Below are 23,146 nucleotides of genomic sequence, written 5' to 3'. Positions count from 1 at the left end.
TCTTAAAACCAAATTTTTTGAAGTTTAATTCGGATTAGCGAGCGTTAAAAATATATTTCTCGCCAGCAATGGTATCAAAATCAAACAGGTTAGTTTTCGGAATTGCTATGCCTTTTAATTTTGCTTCTGTAGATAACATCGGACTTTTGATTTTATTTACCTGATAAAACTTATTCGTATTCTCTCCTTTTGACTTTACTAGCTTTGCATTTCCGTTTAAACTTACCTGATCTGAAAGTCTTAACCGGCAGTTTCCGCCGATGGTGGATTGAACAATGAGCTTCTTCAATTTGCCATCTTTCCACTCCATGTCAACCTCGAAGCCTCCCCGAGCTTTAAGCCCTGTTATTTTCCCACTAGCCAAAGCATCGGGTAAAGCTGGCAACAGGTAAATATTGCCATCATAACTCTGTAGCAACATTTCGGTGATACCTGCAGTACAGCCAAAATTACCGTCAATTTGAAACGGCGGGTGTGCATCCAAAAGATTTGGATAAGTACCACCAGACTGGCCTTTGGTTTCCATCGGGGCTGGAGTTAATTGATCGGAAATCAGCTTGTAAGCTTTATTTCCATCCAGCATTCGGGCCCACCAATTCACCTTCCAGCCCATAGACCATCCAGTTGACTTATCTCCACGGTAAATCAGAGAATTCTTGGCAGCTTCCAGCAATTGCGGATTCCGAAACGGGGAAATCTGTCCAGAAGGATACAAGCCATAAAGATGAGAAATGTGTCGATGTTTATCATCGGGCCTATCTAAATCCTGTAACCACTCTTGCAATTGATTGTATTTACCAATTTGCATCGGTGGCATTTTAGCTAATGCGGTCGATACAGAATCAGAGAACGATCCGTCGGTTTTTAAGATTTTCGCAGCATTAATCAGGTTGTTAAACGTATCGAAAATAAGCTGGTTATCCATAGTGGTTCCGGCAGCAACGCCTACGTTTTTTTCATAAGTATTTTCTGGCGACATCGACGGTGCCATTACCAGCCATTTGGTTCTGGGCTCTTCCTTTAATACATCCAGATAAAACATGGCCGCACCCTTTAAAATTGGATAGTTTTCTCTTAAGAATTTGTCATCGCCGGTAAAAAGATAGTGTTGCCACAAATGTTGTGTAAGCCATGCGCCACCCATTGGCCACATGCCGTAAAAACCACCATCCACAATACCGGTAATTCGCCACAGATCGGTATTGTGGTGCATGTTCCAACCCCTTGCATGATACATTTGAGATGCACTTTCCTTACCTGTCGTGGCCAGGTCTTTTAACATGGAAAACAATGGCTCATGCATTTCAGATAAGTTGGTAATTTCAGCAGGCCAGTAATTCATTTCCGTATTGATGTTAACGGTATATTTGCTATCCCAGGGTGGGGAATTTTTATCGTTCCAAATTCCCTGAAGATTTGCTGGCTGACCGCCTGGCTGTGAACTTGAAATTAAAAGGTATCGCCCGAATTGAAAATAAAGCGCCACAAGCTCTGGATCTTTATGGTCGGCAAATTCCCTCACCCGAACATCAGTTGTTTTTTTTGATTGCTCGGAATTTCCCAATTCTAATCTTACGCGATTAAAAAATGACTGGTATTTCTTCTGATGTGTGGCAAGCGCCTCGTCGTATTTTTTAGCAATGGCTTTATTTAAAATCGATTTTGCCTTTATCAATGGCTCAGCGGTCAAATCTTTATAGTTTTTAAAGTTTGTAGCAATGGAGATGTAAAAGATTACCGAATTAGCTTTGCTCACCGTTATTGATGAATCAGTTTTATTAATCAATCCACCTTGTACAACAGGGGCCACTAATGCCTCGAATTTAATTTTTCCCTTTTTATTATCTACACTGCCACTATTGCCCGAGAGCTGAAGATAACTTCCGTCATTTTTAATCTGGTGATCTTTTTGGGTACTGGATAAGCCTAGTGTGAAATTGATGCTATTGGGCTTGTCGGCAGTAATTTTCATCATAATGACATCATCAGTAAAAGACGCGAACACTTTTCTTGTAAATGTGGTGTGGTCTACCTGATAGCTTACTGTTGATGTAGCATTGCTGATATCTAAATCGCGGTAGTAATTGCTATAGTTTTGGTGACCTGGAAAAGTGATCCACAAATCTCCTACGGTTTGATACGGCATACCGTAATTGAGATCAGCGGGCGCCTGGCGGGGAAAGGTTTGATTGGAAAGATTTTGAGCTTGTTGATTTTTACCCTGAAAAAGTAAATTCCTGATTTCATTTATTAGGCTTGAGGTATTCACTGGCACATTGTTTCCAGGTTCACCTGCCCAAACGGTTTCCTCGTTCAACTGTAAATGTTCCCTTTCAGGATTTCCAAAAGCCATTAAACCCAACCGGCCATTGCCAAGCGGTAGTGCTTCGTTCCAATTTTGAGCCGGTTTATCATAGTGCAATTTAAGGAGCTGCTGTGCAACTGCATTAAAGGAGCTGCCCGTAAAGGCTAACAGGAGGAATAGGCCAAAAATAATTTTGCTAGGGTGAATACTGGTTTTTATGCTTCTCATATCTTTCTTATCCATTGCAAATTGATGAATACTGAACACATTCAACAATCTTTATACTTGGTTAGTAATGAAGCAAAAATATCATCAGAAGGATAAAAAGGGGTTTAAAAAATGTGCAAAGGGGTTTGAGTATTAGGCAAAATCAATTACTCACCTATTGATTTCAAATATTCTGAAGGAGACAGTTTGTATTTCTCCTTAAAGCAAGTGCTGAAGTATTTGGCATTGGTGAAGCCCACGGTATAGGCAATTACCGATATACTTTTTTCTCCGCCATCAAGAAATTGTTTTGCTCTCTGCAAACGCATGTGGCGTACAAATTCTACCGGGGCGAAATCTGTCAAACTTTTAAATTTCCGGTAAAAGGTAGATCGCCCCATGCCAATGGCTTCTGCAACAGAATCGATGTTGAAATCGGTGTTTTCCATGTTCTGCTCCACTATTTCAATTACCTTTTCCATAAACAGCTTATCTTTGTCGGTAATCACAATATCCGAAGGTTCAAGCGGCGGCAAATGTTTGTTTTCTACCAACTCGGTAAAAATCCTTTTTCGTTGCTTTATTAAACCAGCAATAGCGGCCATTAAAAACTCGTTATTAAAAGGCTTGGTGATATAATAATCAGCTCCATATTGTAAGCCTTTAATCTGGTCTTCAATTGAAAATTTTGCAGATAACAATACCACAGGGATGTGACTGGTAGAAATATCATTTTTTAATTGGTCAAGCATATCAATACCGCTCATTACCGGCATCATCACATCACTTAAAATTAAATCGGGTATTAATTTCTGGGCTTTTTGCAGACCCTCGGCGCCATCTCCAGCCGTCTCCACCTCATAAAACCGATTAAGTTGGGTAGTCAGAAAGTTTCTTAAATCATCATTGTCCTCCACCAGTAACAGCTTCGCTTTCGGTTGTAAATCATCACTAAGCACTGGGGCTTTCCCCTCTCCTTTCATCGCCTGTTTAACTGGCAGGCTAACCTGTTGGCTTTCTATAAACTCTATATTTTCTCCAACGAAATGAGATTTATCAGTTAGCAAAGCCACTTTTACAGTCAGGCCTCGATCTTCGTTTTGATGTGCAAAAATCTGCCCTTTATGCAGTTCAATTATTTCTTTTGAAAGCGCCAAACCAATGCCCGAGCCTTTTTGATTCATATCATTCTGATGATCGACTTGGTAGTAGAGGTTAAATATCTCTTTAAGTTGATTTGCTGGCACACCAACGCCCTGATCCTCAAGTGAGAGATTAACATACTTCATTGAGGGGTCACTATCAATTTTCACACAAATATTTGAATGATCGGCACTAAATTTAAAAGCATTGGAAAGCAGGTTATAAATTACAATCTCTAATTTGTCCTTATCACCCCAGATATTAAAGGCTAAATCACTTGGTATAAGGCTAAGGCTAATATTGCGTTGCAATGCAGTTTCGCGAAAATAAGTCAATACATCCTTAACCAGCATAGTTAAATCGAAATGAGCGATTTGCAACTTCGCCTTACCACTTTCCAGCTTTCTGAAATCCAAAAGCTGATTGATAAAACGTATCATTCGGTTAGAGTTCTTTTTTACAATTTCAATCTGATTAAATCCCTGAGGACTTAAGGCTTCGTTTTTTCCAATTTCTTCAATGGGATTCAAAATTAACGTGAGTGGGGTGCGTAGTTCATGAGATATATTATTAAAAAAGTTGCTTTTTAATTCTGCCATCTTCCGCTCAACGGTAATCTTGTTTCGAAGGTTGATCATGGTTGAGATAATTCTCCTGGCTCCCTCTATAAGCCCTAAGGCAATTAAAATATAAATGAAGTAAGCCCACCATGTTTTCCAAGGTGGAGGTAAAATGGTAACGGCCAACTGTTTGTATGGGAGATGGATGAAACTTTCGTTATCCAAGCTTTTTACCTCAAATACATATTTACCCGGCGGCAAATTGGTGTAGGTGGCTCTTCGCCTTTCCCTATTAATATTCCAATTTTGTTCAAAGCCCCGTAAACGATAAGCATATAATTGCTTAGCTCCTTTCTTCGAATCCAGTACGGCGTAATCAATGCTTAAAATATTTTGATCATAATTTAGCTCCAGCTTATTTAAATAATTAATATCGGCGTTGATTAAGCCATTCGAATCTGGAAACTGATCAACATTGTTTACCTGCAAATTAGTGAACACCATTTTTGCAGCACTTTTCTTATTCAAAATACTATCCGGATGGAAATGAATATAACCCCGATTGGTGCCAAACACAATAGATTGATCAGCAAAACGCTGGCTTGCCGACTCAGAGAAAGTGACTTTAGGTAAGCCGTTATAAGTACCATAATTGGTAAACTCTTCTTTTACAGGATCAAATTTTGATAGTCCGTTTTGCGTAGCGGCCCAGATATAGCCGTGGCGATCCTCCGTACTGCTTAGTACGTAATCATTCGGAAGCCCTTGCTGGGTAGTATAGTTTTTAAAACTCACTTTTTTAAAAGGATTCTGTACGAATGCCTTATCCAGACCACCACCAGAGGTACTTAACCACATGCTATTCTTACGGTCTCGGAAAATAAATTGGATATCATTATTTCCAATGCTATTTTGCACACCAGGCATTTTAGCATAGTTCGCAAATCGCAAACCTGGAGCACCAGCAGAACCCGCATCCTTAACCACTAAGCCACTTGTAGTTCCAATCCATATATTTCCGGCTCCATCTGATGCTAAGGTTCTAATCTTTTGAAAACCTTCGTGCGGGTAGCCTTTTAAACCGTTTTGCTTATGCAAGAACTTAGTATTACCCCCATTAACAATGGCTACATTTAAACCTTCATCGAAAGTACCGATCCAAATTTTTCCAAATTTATCTTCCAGGAGAGAATAGATTTCATTGCTATTTAAGGAATAGGGCTGTGATTGATTTTTTTTGAAATGAGTGAGTGAATAACTGGTTCTTTCTGCATTTAAGGGCTTAGCCAGATATAAACCATTTGCCTTTGTACCCAACCAAATATTGTTTTTACTATCTTCTAAAATGCAGTATACCGCACCTAAAGCATTCTTTTCGTGATCATCAAATTTAATAGGGACTTGCTTTCCATCCTTTAGCACATAAATGTTCCTACTTTTCTGCCCAAGCCAAAGGCGGTTTTTACGGTCTACCAAAATACCACGCACATCATTATCCGATCTTTGTATCGTTTTTTCTGTCGGAAATTTTTGTTTAAAAAACCCCTCCTGGAGCACTACTTTATTCACTCCCCGATCTACACTGCTAAACCAGATTACGCCGTCACCTTCATAAAATAACGCTGTAACGGCATTTGGCAGATTATCGAATGACGGATTTTTACCGCTATTGAATATTTTAAATTTGGTTTTATCGCCTTCCAGATAACCTAACCCGGCATTTTTCATACTCACCCAAACCCTTCCCTTGTTATCTTCAAAGGCCCTAAAGTATGTTCCATTATAAGTATAGCCATCATCACTTGTTGCCGTTATTTTATTGAAACTATTGGTTTTTGGATTATAGGAGATTACGCCATTATTTTCAGGTTCAATCCAGATTAAGCCTGTTTTATCTTCGAACATCCAAGCCAATTTCTCACCTGCCTGGCTTGTTCGAACAACCTTAAATGGATTAGCAGTTACGGTAATGAGTTCTCCAACAGAGGTTGAAGCATAAATATTTTCACTAAACTTCGACGCTAAAATGCTATTAATTTTGCCTTTAGATATCCGGTTTATAGTTGCTGACAGATTAGATTTATTTACCACGAGTAGATTTCCAGTGGCTGATCCGAAATAAAGGCTGGATTTACTTTCTGCAGAGGAAACAAAATCCTCGCCACTAAAAATGCTGGCATTAAGTTTTAACTGCAAAAAACCTTTATTCCGCTTCATTAAACAAATAAGACCTTTGTCAGTAGAGATCCAAATTTTCTTTTGAGCATCCTCCTGAACAAAATTGACAACGTTAGATGGAAATCTTACCGAAGAGGATGAACTCGTAGAGAAATGTTCATATTTTTCGGGGAATTTCGGATCTGGGATGACAACTAAACCATCATTTTTGGTAATTAAAAATATTTCGCCCCCGTTGCCAACCTTTATCCTATTAAAAAGTACCTTTTTGCCATGTTTAATGCTGAACAGGTTAAATTGTTCTTTAACTTTATCGAAACGGTAGATCTGATTATCATAAGCTTTAATCCACAAATTTGTTCCAAAATCTTCTACAATTTGATCAATCCTATCGTTTTTTAACCTCGAAAGATCTCCTGGAAAAGATTTGAATGATCTGAAATGATGGCCATCAAAGCGGTTAATTCCATTCCAGGTGCCAACCCAAATGAAACCTTCACGATCTTTCATGATGTTTGTCACCGCATCGTGAGAAAGGCCATTTTCTGTTGAATAAAAATCACTTTTGAAAGTCAGTTGGGCGTTTACCTGAATGCATGAGAGTAGAAAGAAAAAAGAAAAGAGAAAAGTTAAGCGGCTCATATCCGGTTTAGGAAACTGTACTTTATTTGGTAAATCTGCAGTGCCGAAAAATCTAATGGACTACGGTTAAATGTAGTGAATAATTCAAAACAATCAATTTTAGTTTCGTTTTAAATTAGCGTCATCTGCTCAATCCCTTTAAGTCTATTTACAAATTTATTTGAAGTGCTAATTTCAATTAAGTCTTTTCTTGTATCCATGAGAATAAGCATCCTGAAAAAGAGGAATGTTAACTGGCATGACATTTAATTTCTATTATTGAGTTAACTTACTAATTGTAAGTATATTAATATCGAAAAAAGATGTTTATTTTTAAATAAATATTAATATCTCAAATTTAAAAACATCCCTACAATGAAAACAATCTTTAGCACGGCTATACTTTTCCTGCTGACCCTTATTGCGCAGGCGCAGGTAGATACAACCAGTTATCCGAAAGAGCGGTTAGAAATAAAACAATTGCTGCGCAGCCAGAAACCCGGTACAGTAATCGATTGTGATGATTTTATTGCAGTTGGGCCAAAAGGTGATATTTCCTTCACCCGCCAGCAATGGATAGAAGCACAGAAAAAAGAAAAAGTTGTCTTTAAATCTGTCATGCCCATTGCCGGACAAGAAATCATTAGGATTTACGAAGGAACGGTGGCAGTTGTGAATGTACTCATCCAAGTTAAGCTAGGAATTGAAGGCAAAGATGTAGATATTAAGGTTAGACGGCTGGAAGTTTATCATAAAAAGCAAGGCAAATGGTGCAGAGTAGCCGGCCAGGGCACCCAGGTAGATGAAAATCTGTTTCCCATAAATGCTACTGGCAAATTATAGTGATTGTTGAGAGTCAAATTTTAAGAAGGAGGCGTTAATTTAGTGTAACTGAGGTATGTTTTTGGTAAAAAAATAACGCATTGAATTTCAAAGCCATATACATTGTCATTTGAATAATCGGAATTGAGTATATCTACTCTAAAATGAATTTGGCTAGGTTTTCGTCATCGCTGACCATTTGGAAACGTTTAGCTTGCCGAAGAAACCCGACTTCCAAAAGCAATAGCAACAGGAAACCGGTCCGTTTAAAATTCAGAATAATCTGCTGGATATAAAAATAAGGTGACGTTTTGGACACATTATGTTCATACTGTGGCAAACCGCTGATCTTTTTATACTCTGGACCGAAAGCTGCCCAATGTGCATCCCGATCAGCCTTCTTAATGAAAGTAGTCAAATACATTAAATTGGGCATTTTGCTGCGGGAAATCACCTGCCCATAAAAAACTAATACAGTAAATGAAAAATATAACGTCGGGCACCAAGCGAACAGCTATAACGATTGAAAAGTGAATTTGAACATCGATATATAATGACTAGGCATCACTTATGCTTAAAGCTATTTATTTATTCCAATTATCTGTACGAAAAGGACCAGCTGGCAATCCTTCTACATTGTAAAGATTTCCGCTTAGGTTATCTCTAAAACAATACCTTACCGCAATTGGTTCTTTCACCCGATCATTGCTCACAACTATAGTTTTACCTACCATGGCTGCATCTGCAGCAACAAAAACTTTATCTGTACCAGCAATTTCAAACCCAACTAACTTTTGATCATAAGCAGTAAGTCCAAGTGGAATTTGATCAAAACTAAGAATTGCCTTATCAGCCGTTATTTTTAGCGAACTATAAACCGGACCCATATAAGCAATACCTTCTTTGTTATAGGTTTTCGCCAGTGCCCAATAAGCTAATCTTTTGGCAATTATTGTTTTATTTGGTGGATGAATTGTCTTTTGGCTACCAGCATCTACACTTACCACCATACCAGAATTATCAATTAGAGACATGGCCCTAGCTTGTGCTTCGTACAATAACGGAATATTATCTTTATAATCTTTATATACATTAGGAGCAATTTGAACATAATAAAATGGCCAATTACCTGCTTTCCAAAGGCTACGCCATTCCTTAACCATTGCTGCCATTTTACGGTCGTAGGTTAAAGGGTTTACCCTATTATTTTCTCCCTGATACCAGATTACACCTTTAATTGTAAAACCAATGATGGGATTTATCATTGCATTAAAAAGTACAGCCGGATCATTTTTTATCATCTTGGCACTATCTGGAGGATTTTTAAAATCATCAAATCCAGCTAAGCTTTTTTTAGTCATCCATGCCTCAATATCAGTACCTCCATAAGCCGTCTGAATAATGCCAACTGGAACTTTTAGCACCTGCTGTAAAAGCCTGGCATATTGATAACCTACTGCACTAAATTCTTTAACTGATTTGGCATCAGTATGTTCCCATTTACTTTGAATAGAAGTTAATGGAGCTCTGCTCATATTTTTCTCTATTCTAAAAAGCCTAACTCCCGGATCTTCCGCTTCCAACAAAATATCATTGGCATTTAAAATTGTCTGGTTATCAAACCCTTTAACTGGCATTTCCATGTTAGATTGACCAGAACACACCCAAACTTCACCAATCAGCACATCAGTTAAAATAATCTTTTGGCCATCATTAAGGGTAATATTAAATGGACCTCCAGCTTGGGGAGTAGTAATCGACGTTTTCCAACTTCCATCTGCTTTTACCTTAACGGTATATGTTTTTTTATTCCACGATGTGGCAATTAATAACGATGCGTTTGGTTTTGCCTTGCCCCAAAAACTCACTGCTTCCTTTTGCTGCAAAACCATACCGTTGCCAAATATTGCTGGCAAAACTACTTCCGCTTTTGCCAACTGGATAAAACAAACAAAAAAAAGTGTAATGATTAAAGACCTTTTCATTAACTGGTTTTTTTAATTTTTATCGCAAACAAACTCCATGTTGCGATTAACATGATGACCGCAGCAACTTGGTAAATGACCGAAAGATCAATTTGTGCATCTTTTAATGCACCGCCCACATAAACCATTGAACCGCCAACAATTGTGCTTAAAAAATTGAGTAAGCCATAACCTGTTGCAATAAAACGACCATCAGCTACTTGTCTTAAAATTGGCATTAGGTTAGCATCATTAAATCCTCTTGCCAATCCAAATATCAGCATGGCTACAATTGCAATGGCAAACACATTTGTTGAAGCCATTAAAAACAAAAACGGAGCACCTAAGGTGAAACCAATAATGAGCATGTATAATCTACCTTTTTCATTTTTACGTGTCCACCGATCTGCTAATATTCCACCTGCTACTACGCCTATAAACGAACCTATTTGAATATAACCTGTTGCAGAAAATCCGGCAGCGCCAAGGTCTAATTTGAAATGATCTTTCAAAAAAGTAGGTAACCAGCCATTAACCAACCAATTTACCATACCTAATACTGCAAAGTAAAACAACAAAATATAAAATGACCGCTCACTAAAAAGCACCTTTAAAGCACCAATCGGAGTGATTTTTTCAGCAATTGGCAATTCATCTGTTTTAGTTATTGGTTCTTTCTGATCTTTTAAAACATATAATAAAATGATGGAGTAAACAATTCCGAATGCACCAAATGCGTGGAAACCGAAACGCCATCCCCAAATAGTTGCTATATAACCGCCCAAACCACCCAATGCCAAGCCAGCGTATAATCCACTCATGTGTAAGCCCGTGGCTAAAGACCGGGTTCGTCCCTTGTGGTAATCTGTAATTAATGCCAAAGCAGCCGGAATGTAACATGCTTCGCTTATTCCCATTAAAAATCTTGTCAGTAACATTTCATGAAATGAAGAGGCATAACCTGTCCACAGTGTAACTAACGACCATACAAATACGCTAAAGACAATTACCTTTCTACGGCTGTATTTATCCGCAATAAATCCTCCAAACGGACTGAATATTCCATAAGACCAAAGAAAAACAGCCGTAAGTAAACCGAACTGCGCATCTGTGAGAGAGAAATCTGCAACAATCGGATCTCTCATGGAAGTAATTAGGATACGATCTAGATAATTGAGGAAGGCTACTATCCATAACAGACCTACAATTAGCCATGCATAACTAGATACTTTATGTGTTGAATTATTCATGAATTTTTGGATAGCAATGATTTATAATTTAAACTATTTATTGAGGTATCGCCATTAATACATTTGGTGTTCTTGTAGCCGGTCTTACTTCTCCCCCTGGTAAAATAACCTTACCATGCCAAACCGTTAAGGTAGTGGTTACTGGGGCCCATAAACTTCCATTTGGATTTTTAGTAGCATCATCTTTAATATCTGTTTTGATCTCCCCTATTTTATTCCAACTATTTGTTTTAGGATTATAGCTTAAAACTTCTTTAGAAAAACCAGGGTGTTTATCTTTTAACTCTGCCGCTTTTGAAGCTAGTTCACCATTATCTCCTCCAAAAATGAGGAGTTGCTTTTTACTAGAAAAGGCTGGCGTTGGTGCAGCGGCTACCGAACTTGGTAAATCAGCTAGTTTTTCCCATCCTTTATTTGGCGTGTAACGGTAAGCATCGTTCAAATACTTTCGTTCGCCGTTAATTAAAGTAACCCCACTAAAAATATAGACAGAATTTCCAAGAGCTCCAGCAACACTTAACATTCTTGGCTCACCCGGCCAACTTGGTAAAAGCTTCCAAACTTTGGTATCTGCAGCGAGATCGAGTGCCCAAAAATTATTGCCTGCAGTTTTTGCATCTGGCGTTTTTATACCTCCCATTACATAAATTACGTTTCCAGCTAAAACGCCGCAGGTATTGGCAATGGGTTCTGGTAAATTTGGTAAGTGATCAAATCTGATTTGACCATTTTCGTAATGAAGCTGCAAAACATCTTGGTGATGCCCTTCTTCGTTACTTCCACCTATAATTATTAAAGTATTTTTATAGTTTACCGATACACCATAGCCCATTTTTTGAGGCAGTTTGGCAAGTGATTTCCAGCTACCATCAGGTTTATCCAATACAAAAATTTCATCTGTCCATGCCTTTTTTGATCCTGTCCATGGGGCGCCACCATCTGGAAAATTAGCCCCTCCAGCTACAATTAATGCATCTCCAGCTACACCTGCAAATGAGCCTGCAAAACCTATTTTATTAGGGATGGCTGGTAATTGCTGCCAATCAAATTTCTGAACAGACTGCGCCTGCACCACACTTTCATTTAAAGTTGTAAGCATCATAAAGAAGACAAATAAATATTTAAGGTTAATCATTATAAATTTTTAAGTGCGGTAACTTCTGCTTGAGTAAGGGCTTTTTTGTAGATAATTAAATCGTCGATTAAGCCATTATATTGATTGCTATAACCAGCTGTTCCTTCTTGCATACCAACTTTAAACGTTCCATTGTTAGATGTAGTTTTAACAGCAGTAGCGGTTGCCTCTCTTATTTTAACACCATCTATATAAAAAGTTGTTGTAACACCTTGTCGAACCGTTACAAAGTGATGCCAAACCCCATCATTTGTGGTAGAAACAGCGCCATTTGATGCGGTGGTTAAATTGATGGTAGATCCGCCTGTAGCATCTTCCGTAGAAAATGAAGTTAGATTGGTTGCTGTACCCAAAATACGCACCCAGGTTTGGTTATCTCCACTCCCTTTTGCACCACTTTCCTGCCAAATCATTCCTCGTTGTTGAGTTGAGGTTTTCATCCAAACTGACACCGAATAATCTCCAGTTCCAAAGTTCATTGCCTCATTATCAGGCACGATGAAACCACCAGTAGTATTGAAAACTCCCGTTCTACCAGCAGCTGCAGTTCTATCGGCATCAAAAGTAACTGTACCTACACTTGTTGAAACCAATTTAGATGGTCCTGCATCATTAATGCTTCCATTGAGTGGATAAAATGCTGTTAGTGAGCCTCCAGGCACAACCAATACATAAGCTGTTTTCTCTATTGTTGATGTTTTTGCAGTGTTAGAGGCAACCAGTTTTACTTTATAACGACCAGCATTTGGGTAAGTAACCGTAGGATTTTGACTTGTTGAACTGGTAACCGAAGCACCTTCAAATGTCCATGCCCAAGAAGTAGCAGTCCCAATAGATTTATCGTTAAACTTAATGCTTCCTCCGGTGTAGGTAGCGGTTTGATCACTATCAAAATTTGCTTCAACAGAGGTGATATCTATAACCGTAAGCAAATTAGGCTTTGAAACGGTTTGCGATCCCTTTGGATTGGTAGCCGTTAACGTTACGGTATAAATCCCTGGAACAGGAAAAGTCATCGCAGGATTTTGTTCTGTTGAGGTTAATACTGTTGCACCAGATTTAAATTCCCATGCCCATTTTGTTGGCATACCTAAACTTTTATCTGTAAAAGTTACGCTTTCATTCTGCTTTACTGAAGTTGCACCAACAGTAAAATCAGCCGTAATGTCTCTGTAACTTACTGTGATGTAGCCAACCTTCTTCTCAACCGCAGTAGTTTCATTATTTTTAATTGTTAAAGTTACTGCGTAGGTGCCCGGCTGATTGTAAGTTACCGTAGGTCCAGAAAGTTCAGAAGTTGTCGGAGTACCACCTTCAAATTCCCAACTCCATGAAGATGGTTGCCCTTCAGAAATATCGGTAAAAACAACATTTTCTCCAGCCAAAATCTGTGTAGAAACCACACTAAAATCTGGAGTTAACTCCTTAAAAAGTTTATCTTTTTTTGCAGCCCAAAGCAAATATAATTAGGCCGATTAATGGTAAAAATTTAAATTTCATACAATTAGTATTTTAAAGTGGATGCCTCTTTAACTACATTAAAAAAATCAATTTCTTCCAGTGATTTTTTGAAATTATCTTCATCTTCTTTACTCAAAGCCACCAGCGGCAATCTGCAATTACCTAATTCGAAACCCTCCATTTTCATGATTGCTCTCTGAGCCGGAATTGGTGGATATTTTACCAGACAACGCACCATGTTTACCGAATTAAGTTGCATAGCTGCCGCTTCATCTGCTCTGCCTTGCTCATAAAGCTCCATCACCTTTAAATAGAGTGGTGCTGCAAAAGTATAAGTACTGCCGATGGCACCTTTTGCGCCAACAGCTAAAGCTGGAAGCAACATTTCATCAAAGCCAAAAAGTATATCATACTTTCCATTTTTATAGGCTAAACAAGCCTGATATTCATGTAGGGTTGAAGCTGTATATTTAATTCCAGCAAGGTTAGGTATAGCTGTTTCTGCTTGTTCTAAAAAATCTACCATATCCATTGCCACACCAGTTAAAGTAGGGATATTATAATAGTAAAATGGCGTATTTCGCGCTGCTGATGCTATCTCTGCAATACAAGCCACCAAGTTTTTAACAGAATTTGGTTTAAAGTAAAAAGCCGCAACAGACGATATAGCATCTGCGCCAATTTGTTCGGCATGGGCCGCTAATTTTCTGCATTCTGCAATAGAGCTATGGCCAACATGTACCAAAACTAAAATACGCTTATTTGCAGCTTTAACGTAAGCTTCAGCAATTTGCATTCTTTCGTCTATTGTCAGATTTGGTCCTTCACCATTGGTTCCGCAAATGAAAACGCCAGTTAATCCATCTTCGATCATTTTATCAACTATTGCTGGAATAATCGATAAATTAATACTTCCATCTATGTTGTAAGCTGCAAAAGTTGCAGCAATTAGTCCTTTTATCTTATTCATTTTTTTGATCTAAATCTATTATAGCAAATCTTTTAATTTAACTGTTTGAAAGACAAGATCTGCCTGACTGCTTTCATACAATACGCCAATTGTTTCTTCATCCACACTAGTGATACAAGAATATCCTCTACCCTTCCATTCATCAAAAAGCATTTTTCTTTCCCATGATTTGCCATCATCATTACTCATTTTGAGCGTGATGTAATTTCGGGCCACTTTAGAATCTGGATTGCAAAAGAGAAGTATTGATTTTTTAGTTTTACCAACCGTATAATCATGACGTAAAATACTTGCCATGCAGGTTGGTTCTTGTAAAGCTTTGTGTGATGTAGGATGTATTGTCCAGTTTTTACCCAAATCTTTTGTTACCGCTATTGCCCTTCCGTTATTTTCACTTGTATCTGTGCGATTGGAGTTTGCCCTCATGTTTAACATCACCGAACCATCTGCTAATTCTACCGCCATATTTTCTGTGGTCGATTCTTCTGTAGCTGCATTGCTGGTTTGCCATGTTACACCATGATCTTTACTGTAGGTGATATTTGAAAATGGCTTACCCGTAGCATCTCTTCCCTGCGTAGGAAACACCAACGTACCATCTTTTAAAGTTATCCCCGCACCTGGCGCAGGCGCCCAAAGCCACCATTCTTCCTTTTTGCACATTTTGGTAATGTTTATAGGCTTACTCCATGTTTTTCCATTGTCAGAACTTTTGGTAATCATAAACTGTGAGGTCTGTTTTACATCAAAACCTGGTTGCGATCCCCTATCTCGCCACTGATGGTTCCAATCTGTACTTTGCTCATTTAATCCTTCAACCCATTTACCATCTTTATTGATGACACCATACATCCAAAGTCCGGCAACGAAAATGTCACCCGTATTTTTATCTACCAGAATACAAGCATCAGAAACGCCATTAAATTTTTCTGGAAGACCACCCCATGCACCCATATCTAAAACAACTTGCATTGGAAGCCAAGTTTTGCCTTTGTCTACACTTCTTGATAAACCGATATCAATATCACCTTGCAAATCGCCGCCTTTTGTTCTTCGTGCATCGTAAACGGCTAACAAACTACCATCTTTTGCTGTCGCGATGCCCGGAATGCGATGAGTGTGAATGTTTTCTTGATTATGCTGACGTAAAGCGACAGCAACATATTGGCTAATCGTTTTACCTAATGGAGTAACCTTTACTTTTTTACCATCTAAAACTACCGCACCTATTGTTAAATTGATTTTATGCTGAAGATCTGCATTGCTTTTTAGCTTTAAAGTAAGCCAGAAAAAATGCTGCCCTGATTTTAAAGCTTTATTTAACTCAAGCGAAAGCACTTTTGAGCTATTCCCATTAACTGTAGCAATAGGTGATAATTTTTCTAGCTTGGCTGAAGTAATAAAAGTAGTATCCTGATCTAATGCAAAAAGCTGGACCTGATCTATATCTGCACCATTGGTAGGAACATTAATTTCAAGTTCATTTAGTGTTTTATCCTTGGAGATGTTAACGGCTAAACGTAATACCGGATTAAAATCTTTTCCAATTAAAAGAGGTAACTGATATTTCTGTTGCGTAATATTTTCTTGAGCATCTACTGATGTAAAAGCTAGCATCAAGCAGAATAATAGCGATATCTTAAGTTGATTGATCATATTATTTAATTTCTGATACATTTACATTTCTAAAGGCAATTCCATCTGAGAACCTAGCTGTTCCTGCCTCATACAATATTCCAACTTCATTGTTTTCGATCATCACAAGATCTGAATAAGCCGACATCCCCGTAAATACAGAATAAGCTTTGGGCCAAGTAACACCATTATCTGTACTCATTTTAATGGTCATATTTGTTCTGGTAATGCTTGATGGATTAGAAAACAGAAGCGTATGTTGCGTACCAACTGTGGTAGAAATTATGCTACCTTGGCAAACTGGATCTACCAATCCGAGGGCATCAACAGGTACCGACCAAGTTATTCCTCCGTCTGTACTTATACTTTTCATTCTTAAATTATTATTACCTGAAACCCTCATGTTTAGCATCAAACTTCCATCAGCAAGTTCGGCTACTGTGCTTTCGTTAGGATTTACAGCAATTGGTGGCGTTACACCTCCAAGTTTCCAAGTTTCGCCATTGTTATCTGAGTAGATTACATGTGAATAACCTTTTCTACCAGCACCTTTTTCTATGTTATCGCAAGGGATTACAAGCCTGCCTTTAAAAGTGCCTTTGTTAATTTGAATACCATGACAAGGACCAGTTGCATACCAACCCCATGCGGCCAATTTAACATCAGTAGTAATTTCCTGCGGTGAAGCCCAACTTACACCATCATCAACAGATGAGGTTTTATAAACTCTTCTGGTATCTTTACTGGTGCCATTATTTATGGTAGAAATATCATCAGTACCTAAATTCCAGGTCATTAGTAAATGTATCTTTCCAGTTACTTCATCTACTACAGGAGCTGGGTTACCACAAGTGTTTTCTCCATCAGTCCATACTACACTTAATGCGCTCCAAGTTTTACCTTTATCAGTAGAGCGTTTTACCACCATATCGATATCTCCTTCATCACCACAATTATTTTTGCGGGCTTCAGCAAATGCTAATAAAGTACCTTGTTTAGTTTTGATTATGGCTGGAATTCGGAAACAGTAATAACCACCTTCGTTTGATTTGTAGATATGGTTATAGCTGGTATTGCCTGTAGTTGGTGCAGGCGCTGGTTTAGGCTCCGCAATTGGCCCGGTTTCTTTACCACAGCTTTCCAGAATAGCTATCACAGCAAACAAGCAAATGATCAACTGATATTTATATTTTTGTTTAGTTAACATAACCTTCTGTTTGTTTTAAGTTCGGGTTTAAGAATATTTGTGTATTTGGAATTGGAGAAAACAACGGTATAGATTTCCCTAAAAGATTTGGCACTTCGTTATAAATATTAATGGTGCCACCAAAGTGAAATCTAACCAAATCTGGCCATCTTTTAAGTTCCATCCAAAACTCCCTTCCACGTTCGTTCAGTAATTCTTTTTCGAATGACAACTTATCCATCGCACCTGTATAAACTCCTATTCCTGCTCTCAAACGTACTTTATCTAACTCTGTTTTAGCCTCTGGAATTCTATTTAATGCTGCTAAAGCTTCTGCCTTAAATAAGATCATTTCTGCTGCTCTGTATAGTACAATCTCATTTTCATAATAACGGTCATCTGGATAAGCTGTACCTCTAAACTTATTATCGAAAACGCCAATCACATTATTTGCTGCATCAACCGCTGTTATAAAAGAATTTGCCTTTCTAACATCATTTGCCGCAAAAAGAATTTGAATTTTCGCACTTGGTGCATATACACTACGAGCACCGTTTTTTGAAAAAGGCAATTGCGCAACATTTGTAGCTGCAGCAACAAAAATATCTCGTGGTTTTAACCTGCTGCCATATTGGTCAGATTTTTCATCACGTAAGAAATAGAATGAAAATATGATTTCTGCATTTTTTCTCTTATCAGTTGCATGAATTTCACTAAAATTACTTAATAGCGAAGCGCCAGAAGCCAAAGCTAAATCAGCTGCTGTAATGGCTGCCTCGAGGTCGCTTGTGGTACCCGCCAACACTTTATTTTTCCATAGTAAAGCATCTGCTTTTAGCGCATAAACTGCAGGTTTAGAAACCCTATTTTTATTCACAAATCCATTTTCTGGGAAATTCTTAAGTGCCTCTTCGATATCAGAAAGAATTAAGGCCATTACTTCGTTTGCAGGTGCACGAGCCGGCAAATCTCTTTCTGCACTTTCTGTTGGCTGCAATACAATTGGAACATTACCCCAAGTTCTAATTAAAGAGAAATAGGTATGAGCCCTGATAAAATAAGCTTGCGCAAGCGCTCTATTGATATTTGCAGCTGTACCTGTTGTAATGGTTGGTGCATATTTGATCACCAAATTACAATGATGGATTAGGTTATAAAAGTTAATCCAATTTGGTGCATTTAGTGGCGTTAAATTTTGCGCCCAAGCCGTAGTTGTTGCGCCTTCTAATCCTAAAACAAATACATCACTTCGGTCTTCAAAGTATAGGGTTGTATTCATTAAGTTCCTAAAATCAGCATTGATACCTGTCATGTATCCGGTTACATCTCCCTCAGCTTTCCAATAAGATTCATTGGTTATGCTCGATACTGGAGGTGCATCTAGTATTTTTTTACAACTTGCAAAACTTACTAAACAGCAAATAGCGGTGTATATGTATAATTGCTTTCTCATTGTATATTTCTTTAACATCATGATTTAAAATGTAACTGTTGCACCAAAGTTGTACTGTCTTGGTCGTGGGTATGAACCCTCATCGTTACCAGTAAATATTTCTGGCATTAAACCATCGTATTTGGTGATGTAACCGATATTGTAAACGCCTGCGAATAGATTTATGCCAGCAATATGTGCTTTTCTTAAAAAATCTGCTTTTAACCTATAGCTTAATGAAACTTCTCTGAAGGCAAGAAAATCTCCTTTAGAATGGTAAGCTGAATTTGCAGTAATATAGCCTGATGAAGATGCCAATCCGTTACCACTTCTTAAATGGTTTCTGTAGTTATAATCGGCATCACTCTGTACAGTATATTTGGGTATGCTTGCATTGTCTCCTGGGTTTTTCCAAATTTTATCGCTCATTACATCACTCAAAGTCATGTTGTTATTCCTGGCACTACCAAGCGATCTTCCTCTAAAAGAATTATCAATTACATGACCCACTGCAAAATCGGCTACAACACGCATCGAAAGTCCTTTATAATTAAAAGTATTTACAATACCGCCCGTTCTATCAGGTCTGATATAACCCATAAAAACCATGTCTCTGCTGTCTATAATTCCATTTCCATCAACATCTTCCCAAATGGCATCACCCCCTTTTTTAACGCGGTTATTTGTTTCGCTATCTTTTGGTGCATTAGCTGCATCGGCATCAGTTGCGTAAACACCAATCATATGGTATGCCCATCTACCACCATATCTTTCCCCTTCGGCAGTTCCTCCTACTTTAACATAATCATTTAAGGTTTTGTCAAAGACGATGTTACCGCCAATTCTATTTTTTAGTTCTCCATTATTTGGTAGATCGATAATAATCGATTTATTAAAGGATAGGGTTAAGTTTACATCCCAAGAAAAGTTTTTGGTTTTTATGGCTTTTCCGGCAATTTCAAAATCAAAACCGGCAGATTGGATGGTGCCAAAATTACTTTTGATTGAAGAAAAACCCGACGTCGCATCCAAAGGTTTATCAAAAAGTCTATCGCTTGTTCTTTTGTTGTAATAATCAACCAATACTGTTACTCTATCTTTAAACAAACCAATATCTGCACCAACATCAAATGATGTTGTCGTTTCCCAAATCAAGTCTTTGTTGGCTAACTTGGTATTTAAAATACCTACTTCTCCTAAATAAGTATTTCCGATACTATATTGGCCTTGAGTGTCGAAAATTGACAACTCATTTTGCCCTGCTTGCCCCCAACTTGTACGCAATTTAAAAGTTGAAACATATTTTTTTATGGGATCAAAGAACTTTTCACTATGCACGTTCCACCCTGCAGATACACCTGGGAATATACCCCATTTATTAGATTCTGCAAATTTAGATGAACCATCGCCCCTTAAACTTGCTGAGAATAAATATTTGCGGTCATAATCATAATTTACACGACCGAAATAACTCATTATAATATCAGAGCTAATATCCGAACTACTTCTTTGTGTTAACAGCGCTGTTGCATTCACTGTTCTGATGTTATCTGTTGGCGCACCATAACCCGATGCATTTACACCATAATTATAATTGTTGATGTAACTGGTACCGAGCACAGAACTGGTGTGGTGTTTCGAACCAAAATCCTTTACATAATTGAATACTCCGTCAACCTGTGCCTGTCTGATAAAGGTATGCTCAGCTGCAGCATTCCTGTTGATATTTACTTCATTATATGCTTCGAAAGAGTTGGTTAAACCTTCTGTAGTAAACCAATACACTGCAGGTTTAAAGCTTAGCCCGGGTAAAATATCCCAGGTAGCACCTAAATTAAAAGTAGAACGATAAACCTTATTGTCGCTATACTGATCACGATAGTAAATTTCATGCTGTCTATTTCTAAATGAGGCAACACCTTCTCCGGGTGCAGGCAAACCATTCTCGTAAACATCCCGATAGGTAAAAGGCATTGTTACCGATCTTGAGAGCACATTTTGAATGTTGCCAATGCCATTACTTTGACGGAGCAGGTAATTTATATTCGTATTTAATGCCCATTTATCGCTTAATTTATAAGTAGCATTAATCAAGAAATTATAGTTTTTATAATCTGTTCCAGAAACGATACCTGTTTGATTAAGGTGACCTAAACTTACATAATAGGTAGATTTTTCTGTACCGCCGCTAACGTTGAAATCATATTCATTTCTTCTAGCGTTTTGAAAAGTTTCATTTTGATAATTGGTTTCCTTGAAGATTAACTTTTTGCCTGTAACCGGATCTGTCATGGTAGTCCAGCCTTGGTTATCAATTAAATTACTTACATAATCTTTACCATAATTTGCAATGTAAGTATCTAAAAATTCTAAGGTATTTTTACTATTTCTAGGATTTCCTGTAGACATGCCATAGGTACCATTAGCAAGGAATTGATTTGGATTACTAGTATTAAATTTTTGTGTATTTAACCTGCTCACATATATATAATCGGCAGCGCTGGTAAAATCATACTCATTGCCCTGCTGTTCAAAGCCACTGGTATATCTGAAATTAATACTTGGTTTGGTGTTGAGCTTTCCTGATTTGGTTTTGATGATAATTACACCATTTGCAGCTCTGGCTCCATAAATTGCAGTAGAAGCTGCATCTTTTAAAACTTGCATAGACTCGATATCGTCTGCATTAATATCGCTGATGTTTCTCATGCTTCCAACAATACCATCCACAATAAACAAGGGAGAATCGCCTTCTGGAGATGTAGATGCACCTCCTCTAATGAAAATCTGTGGATTTGCACCTGGTTGTCCACTTGAAACTTGCAACGAAAGGCCAGCAACTTTACCTTGCAATTGATTTAGCGGATTAGCAGCGGGAGCGTTTTCAAATTCTTTAGCGCTTACTCTAGTGATCGAATTGGTAACCGTAGCTCTAGATTGTTCTCCATATCCAACAACCACAACTTCGGTAAGGCTATTCACGTTATCCTCTAAAGTGACGTCGAGCACCGTCTTCCCATTAATAAACACTTCTTTGCTTTGACTACCAACATAAGAAAATGCGAGTGTGCCCTTGCCCTCTGGCACATTGATAGAGAATTTGCCATCCAAGTCAGTGGTTACAACCACATTTGTACCTTTTAGTTTAACACTTACCCCTGGCAGAGTTTCCTTTTGCATGCCCGATCTTACCACCCCAGAAACTAAAACAGATTTTTGCGCCCAGGTTTCAAGTGCAAAAAGACATAATATAGCCAGCAGCCAAATCGTAATTTTTTTGTTCATAACATTTTTTATATTTGGTAATTAGTCTTTATGTAGGACATATCAAATGTGAGAAGTATTCTTTATAATTCCAAATTGAATTAGTGTAACAAATTAATGATCAACCTGAATTAGCAAAAAAAAGCCCGTAAGTTAGGCTTACGGGCAATAAATTAATGCAATGATTAAACTAATTTTACTTGAGTCTATTAAAGTGGGGTTGCAAATGAGCTTGCATACCTTTTTTAAAATCATCAACTGAACCAGATTTTAAAATTTCTACAAGATCTAAATGGCTTACTAAGCCACGGGTTGGTTTCTGTTCAAGCGTTACTACATAATCAAAAATTGGCATCAGCATAATCTGAAATCTCTTCAGAGTATCGTTTCCCGACATCTCGTAAAGCTTTCCATGAAAAGCAATCTCATTTTTTATGCGAAATGAATGGTCGTGGTTGATCTCTTTTTTGGCAATAGTCTCTAGCTCCAATATATCCTTTGGCGTTTTTCGGATATATAAGAGGTCTGCTATTCCCATTTCCAATACCAAACGAAGTTCAAATATGTCCTGCAGGGTGCTGTTGTCGATAATTAGCGGGTCTAATACACGTTCAAAAGTCCCGAGTATGTCAGGTCTTGCCAGAACCATTCCCCGCTTCTTACGTGTTTCAATCATACCAAGCATTCTCAAACGGCTTAACGCTTCCCTGAGCACATTCCTGCTCACGCCTAATGCTTCTGCAAGTTCGAGCTCTTTGGGGAGTGCATCACCAGGCTTAAAGGATTTTCTTTTTAGATATTCCCTCAACTTCAATTCGACTACATCAGCCATGGTGTTTGAAATGATTGGCGGTAGATCCTTACTTAAATTACTTATATCCATAAACCTTTGCTAAGCCACAAAGCACAACATATGCCCTATTATGTAGTACAAATAAAATAATATTTAAATGAACCGCAAAACGGAATTTATTGCTGGCATGCTAATAACTTAAAATCTTAGCATTGACTGG

The 23,146-nt window shown here is 38.0% G+C and carries 14 protein-coding genes; 1 reads left to right on the top strand and 13 read right to left on the bottom strand.

The window, feature by feature from the left end; all coding sequences use genetic code 11:
* Positions 1-34 precede the first annotated feature (34 nt).
* Positions 35-2,548 carry a glycoside hydrolase family 95 protein gene (locus OQZ33_RS11530; RefSeq protein ID WP_265799177.1) on the bottom strand — a complete coding sequence of 838 codons (2,514 nt, stop codon included), beginning with the start codon at positions 2,546-2,548 and terminating at the stop codon, positions 35-37.
* Between the two features lie 131 nt (positions 2,549-2,679).
* Positions 2,680-7,035: a hybrid sensor histidine kinase/response regulator transcription factor gene (locus tag OQZ33_RS11525; protein ID WP_265799176.1), complete on the bottom strand. Its 4,356-nt coding sequence runs from the start codon at positions 7,033-7,035 to the stop codon at positions 2,680-2,682.
* Between the two features lie 354 nt (positions 7,036-7,389).
* On the opposite strand from OQZ33_RS11525, the gene OQZ33_RS11520 reads away from it, so the two are divergent.
* Entirely contained in the window at positions 7,390-7,857 is a 468-nt protein-coding gene (locus OQZ33_RS11520) for a nuclear transport factor 2 family protein (RefSeq protein WP_265799175.1), read from the top strand.
* A 133-nt stretch (positions 7,858-7,990) separates the two neighbouring features.
* Here OQZ33_RS11520 and OQZ33_RS11515 read toward each other — a convergent pair whose 3' ends face one another.
* From OQZ33_RS11515 to OQZ33_RS11465, 11 genes are all read right to left on the bottom strand, one after another.
* The gene (locus OQZ33_RS11515; protein WP_265799174.1) at positions 7,991-8,260 is read right to left on the bottom strand and encodes a hypothetical protein; all 270 of its coding nucleotides are present in this window, start codon (positions 8,258-8,260) and stop codon (positions 7,991-7,993) included.
* Between the two features lie 160 nt (positions 8,261-8,420).
* The gene (locus OQZ33_RS11510) at positions 8,421-9,821 is read right to left on the bottom strand and encodes a sialate O-acetylesterase (protein WP_265799173.1); all 1,401 of its coding nucleotides are present in this window, start codon (positions 9,819-9,821) and stop codon (positions 8,421-8,423) included.
* Positions 9,821-11,050 (bottom strand): MFS transporter, encoded by a 1,230-nt coding sequence (locus OQZ33_RS11505; RefSeq protein ID WP_265799172.1) that lies wholly within the window; start codon positions 11,048-11,050, stop codon positions 9,821-9,823. Before OQZ33_RS11505 ends, OQZ33_RS11510 begins: the two co-directional genes overlap by 1 nt.
* A gap of 37 nt (positions 11,051-11,087) precedes the next feature.
* Positions 11,088-12,185: a galactose oxidase gene (locus tag OQZ33_RS11500; protein WP_265799171.1), complete on the bottom strand. Its 1,098-nt coding sequence runs from the start codon at positions 12,183-12,185 to the stop codon at positions 11,088-11,090.
* Entirely contained in the window at positions 12,185-13,645 is a 1,461-nt protein-coding gene (locus OQZ33_RS11495) for a LamG domain-containing protein (protein ID WP_265799170.1), read from the bottom strand. The genes OQZ33_RS11500 and OQZ33_RS11495 overlap by 1 nt, the downstream gene beginning before the upstream one ends.
* Before the next feature lie 44 nt (positions 13,646-13,689).
* Positions 13,690-14,616, bottom strand: a complete 927-nt coding sequence (locus OQZ33_RS11490; protein ID WP_265799169.1) for a dihydrodipicolinate synthase family protein — start codon at positions 14,614-14,616, stop codon at positions 13,690-13,692.
* 18 nt (positions 14,617-14,634) lie between these two features.
* Entirely contained in the window at positions 14,635-16,272 is a 1,638-nt protein-coding gene (locus OQZ33_RS11485) for a sialidase family protein (protein ID WP_265799168.1), read from the bottom strand.
* A 1-nt stretch (position 16,273) separates the two neighbouring features.
* A complete protein-coding gene (locus OQZ33_RS11480) occupies positions 16,274-17,458 on the bottom strand; it encodes a sialidase family protein (protein WP_265799167.1) in 1,185 nt (394 codons plus the stop codon).
* Complete coding sequence (locus OQZ33_RS11475; RefSeq protein WP_265799166.1) at positions 17,448-18,890, bottom strand: RagB/SusD family nutrient uptake outer membrane protein; 1,443 nt, start codon at positions 18,888-18,890, stop codon at positions 17,448-17,450. Before OQZ33_RS11475 ends, OQZ33_RS11480 begins: the two co-directional genes overlap by 11 nt.
* A 24-nt stretch (positions 18,891-18,914) precedes the next feature.
* Positions 18,915-22,154: a SusC/RagA family TonB-linked outer membrane protein gene (locus OQZ33_RS11470; RefSeq protein ID WP_265799165.1), complete on the bottom strand. Its 3,240-nt coding sequence runs from the start codon at positions 22,152-22,154 to the stop codon at positions 18,915-18,917.
* Between the two features lie 175 nt (positions 22,155-22,329).
* Positions 22,330-23,016 (bottom strand): FadR/GntR family transcriptional regulator, encoded by a 687-nt coding sequence (locus OQZ33_RS11465; RefSeq protein ID WP_265799164.1) that lies wholly within the window; start codon positions 23,014-23,016, stop codon positions 22,330-22,332.
* Between the last annotated feature and the right edge of the window lie 130 nt (positions 23,017-23,146).

This window comes from Pedobacter sp. MC2016-05 (assembly GCF_026239735.1).
In the GTDB taxonomy this organism is placed as follows: Bacteria; Bacteroidota; Bacteroidia; order Sphingobacteriales; family Sphingobacteriaceae; genus Pedobacter.
The sequence above is the reverse complement of the archived record's forward strand: the minus strand, read 5'-3'. Positions and strand labels throughout refer to the sequence as shown.

Coding starts and splice junctions, on each gene's coding strand:
- OQZ33_RS11510 (WP_265799173.1), bottom strand. CDS start 9,821: ATGAAAAGGTCTTTAATCATTACACTTTTTTTTGTTTGTTTTATCCAG.
- OQZ33_RS11500 (WP_265799171.1), bottom strand. CDS start 12,185: ATGATTAACCTTAAATATTTATTTGTCTTCTTTATGATGCTTACAACT.
- OQZ33_RS11520 (WP_265799175.1), top strand. CDS start 7,390: ATGAAAACAATCTTTAGCACGGCTATACTTTTCCTGCTGACCCTTATT.
- OQZ33_RS11485 (WP_265799168.1), bottom strand. CDS start 16,272: ATGATCAATCAACTTAAGATATCGCTATTATTCTGCTTGATGCTAGCT.
- OQZ33_RS11515 (WP_265799174.1), bottom strand. CDS start 8,260: ATGTATTTGACTACTTTCATTAAGAAGGCTGATCGGGATGCACATTGG.
- OQZ33_RS11465 (WP_265799164.1), bottom strand. CDS start 23,016: ATGGATATAAGTAATTTAAGTAAGGATCTACCGCCAATCATTTCAAAC.
- OQZ33_RS11475 (WP_265799166.1), bottom strand. CDS start 18,890: ATGAGAAAGCAATTATACATATACACCGCTATTTGCTGTTTAGTAAGT.
- OQZ33_RS11480 (WP_265799167.1), bottom strand. CDS start 17,458: ATGTTAACTAAACAAAAATATAAATATCAGTTGATCATTTGCTTGTTT.
- OQZ33_RS11490 (WP_265799169.1), bottom strand. CDS start 14,616: ATGAATAAGATAAAAGGACTAATTGCTGCAACTTTTGCAGCTTACAAC.
- OQZ33_RS11530 (WP_265799177.1), bottom strand. CDS start 2,548: ATGGATAAGAAAGATATGAGAAGCATAAAAACCAGTATTCACCCTAGC.
- OQZ33_RS11505 (WP_265799172.1), bottom strand. CDS start 11,050: ATGAATAATTCAACACATAAAGTATCTAGTTATGCATGGCTAATTGTA.
- OQZ33_RS11470 (WP_265799165.1), bottom strand. CDS start 22,154: ATGAACAAAAAAATTACGATTTGGCTGCTGGCTATATTATGTCTTTTT.
- OQZ33_RS11525 (WP_265799176.1), bottom strand. CDS start 7,035: ATGAGCCGCTTAACTTTTCTCTTTTCTTTTTTCTTTCTACTCTCATGC.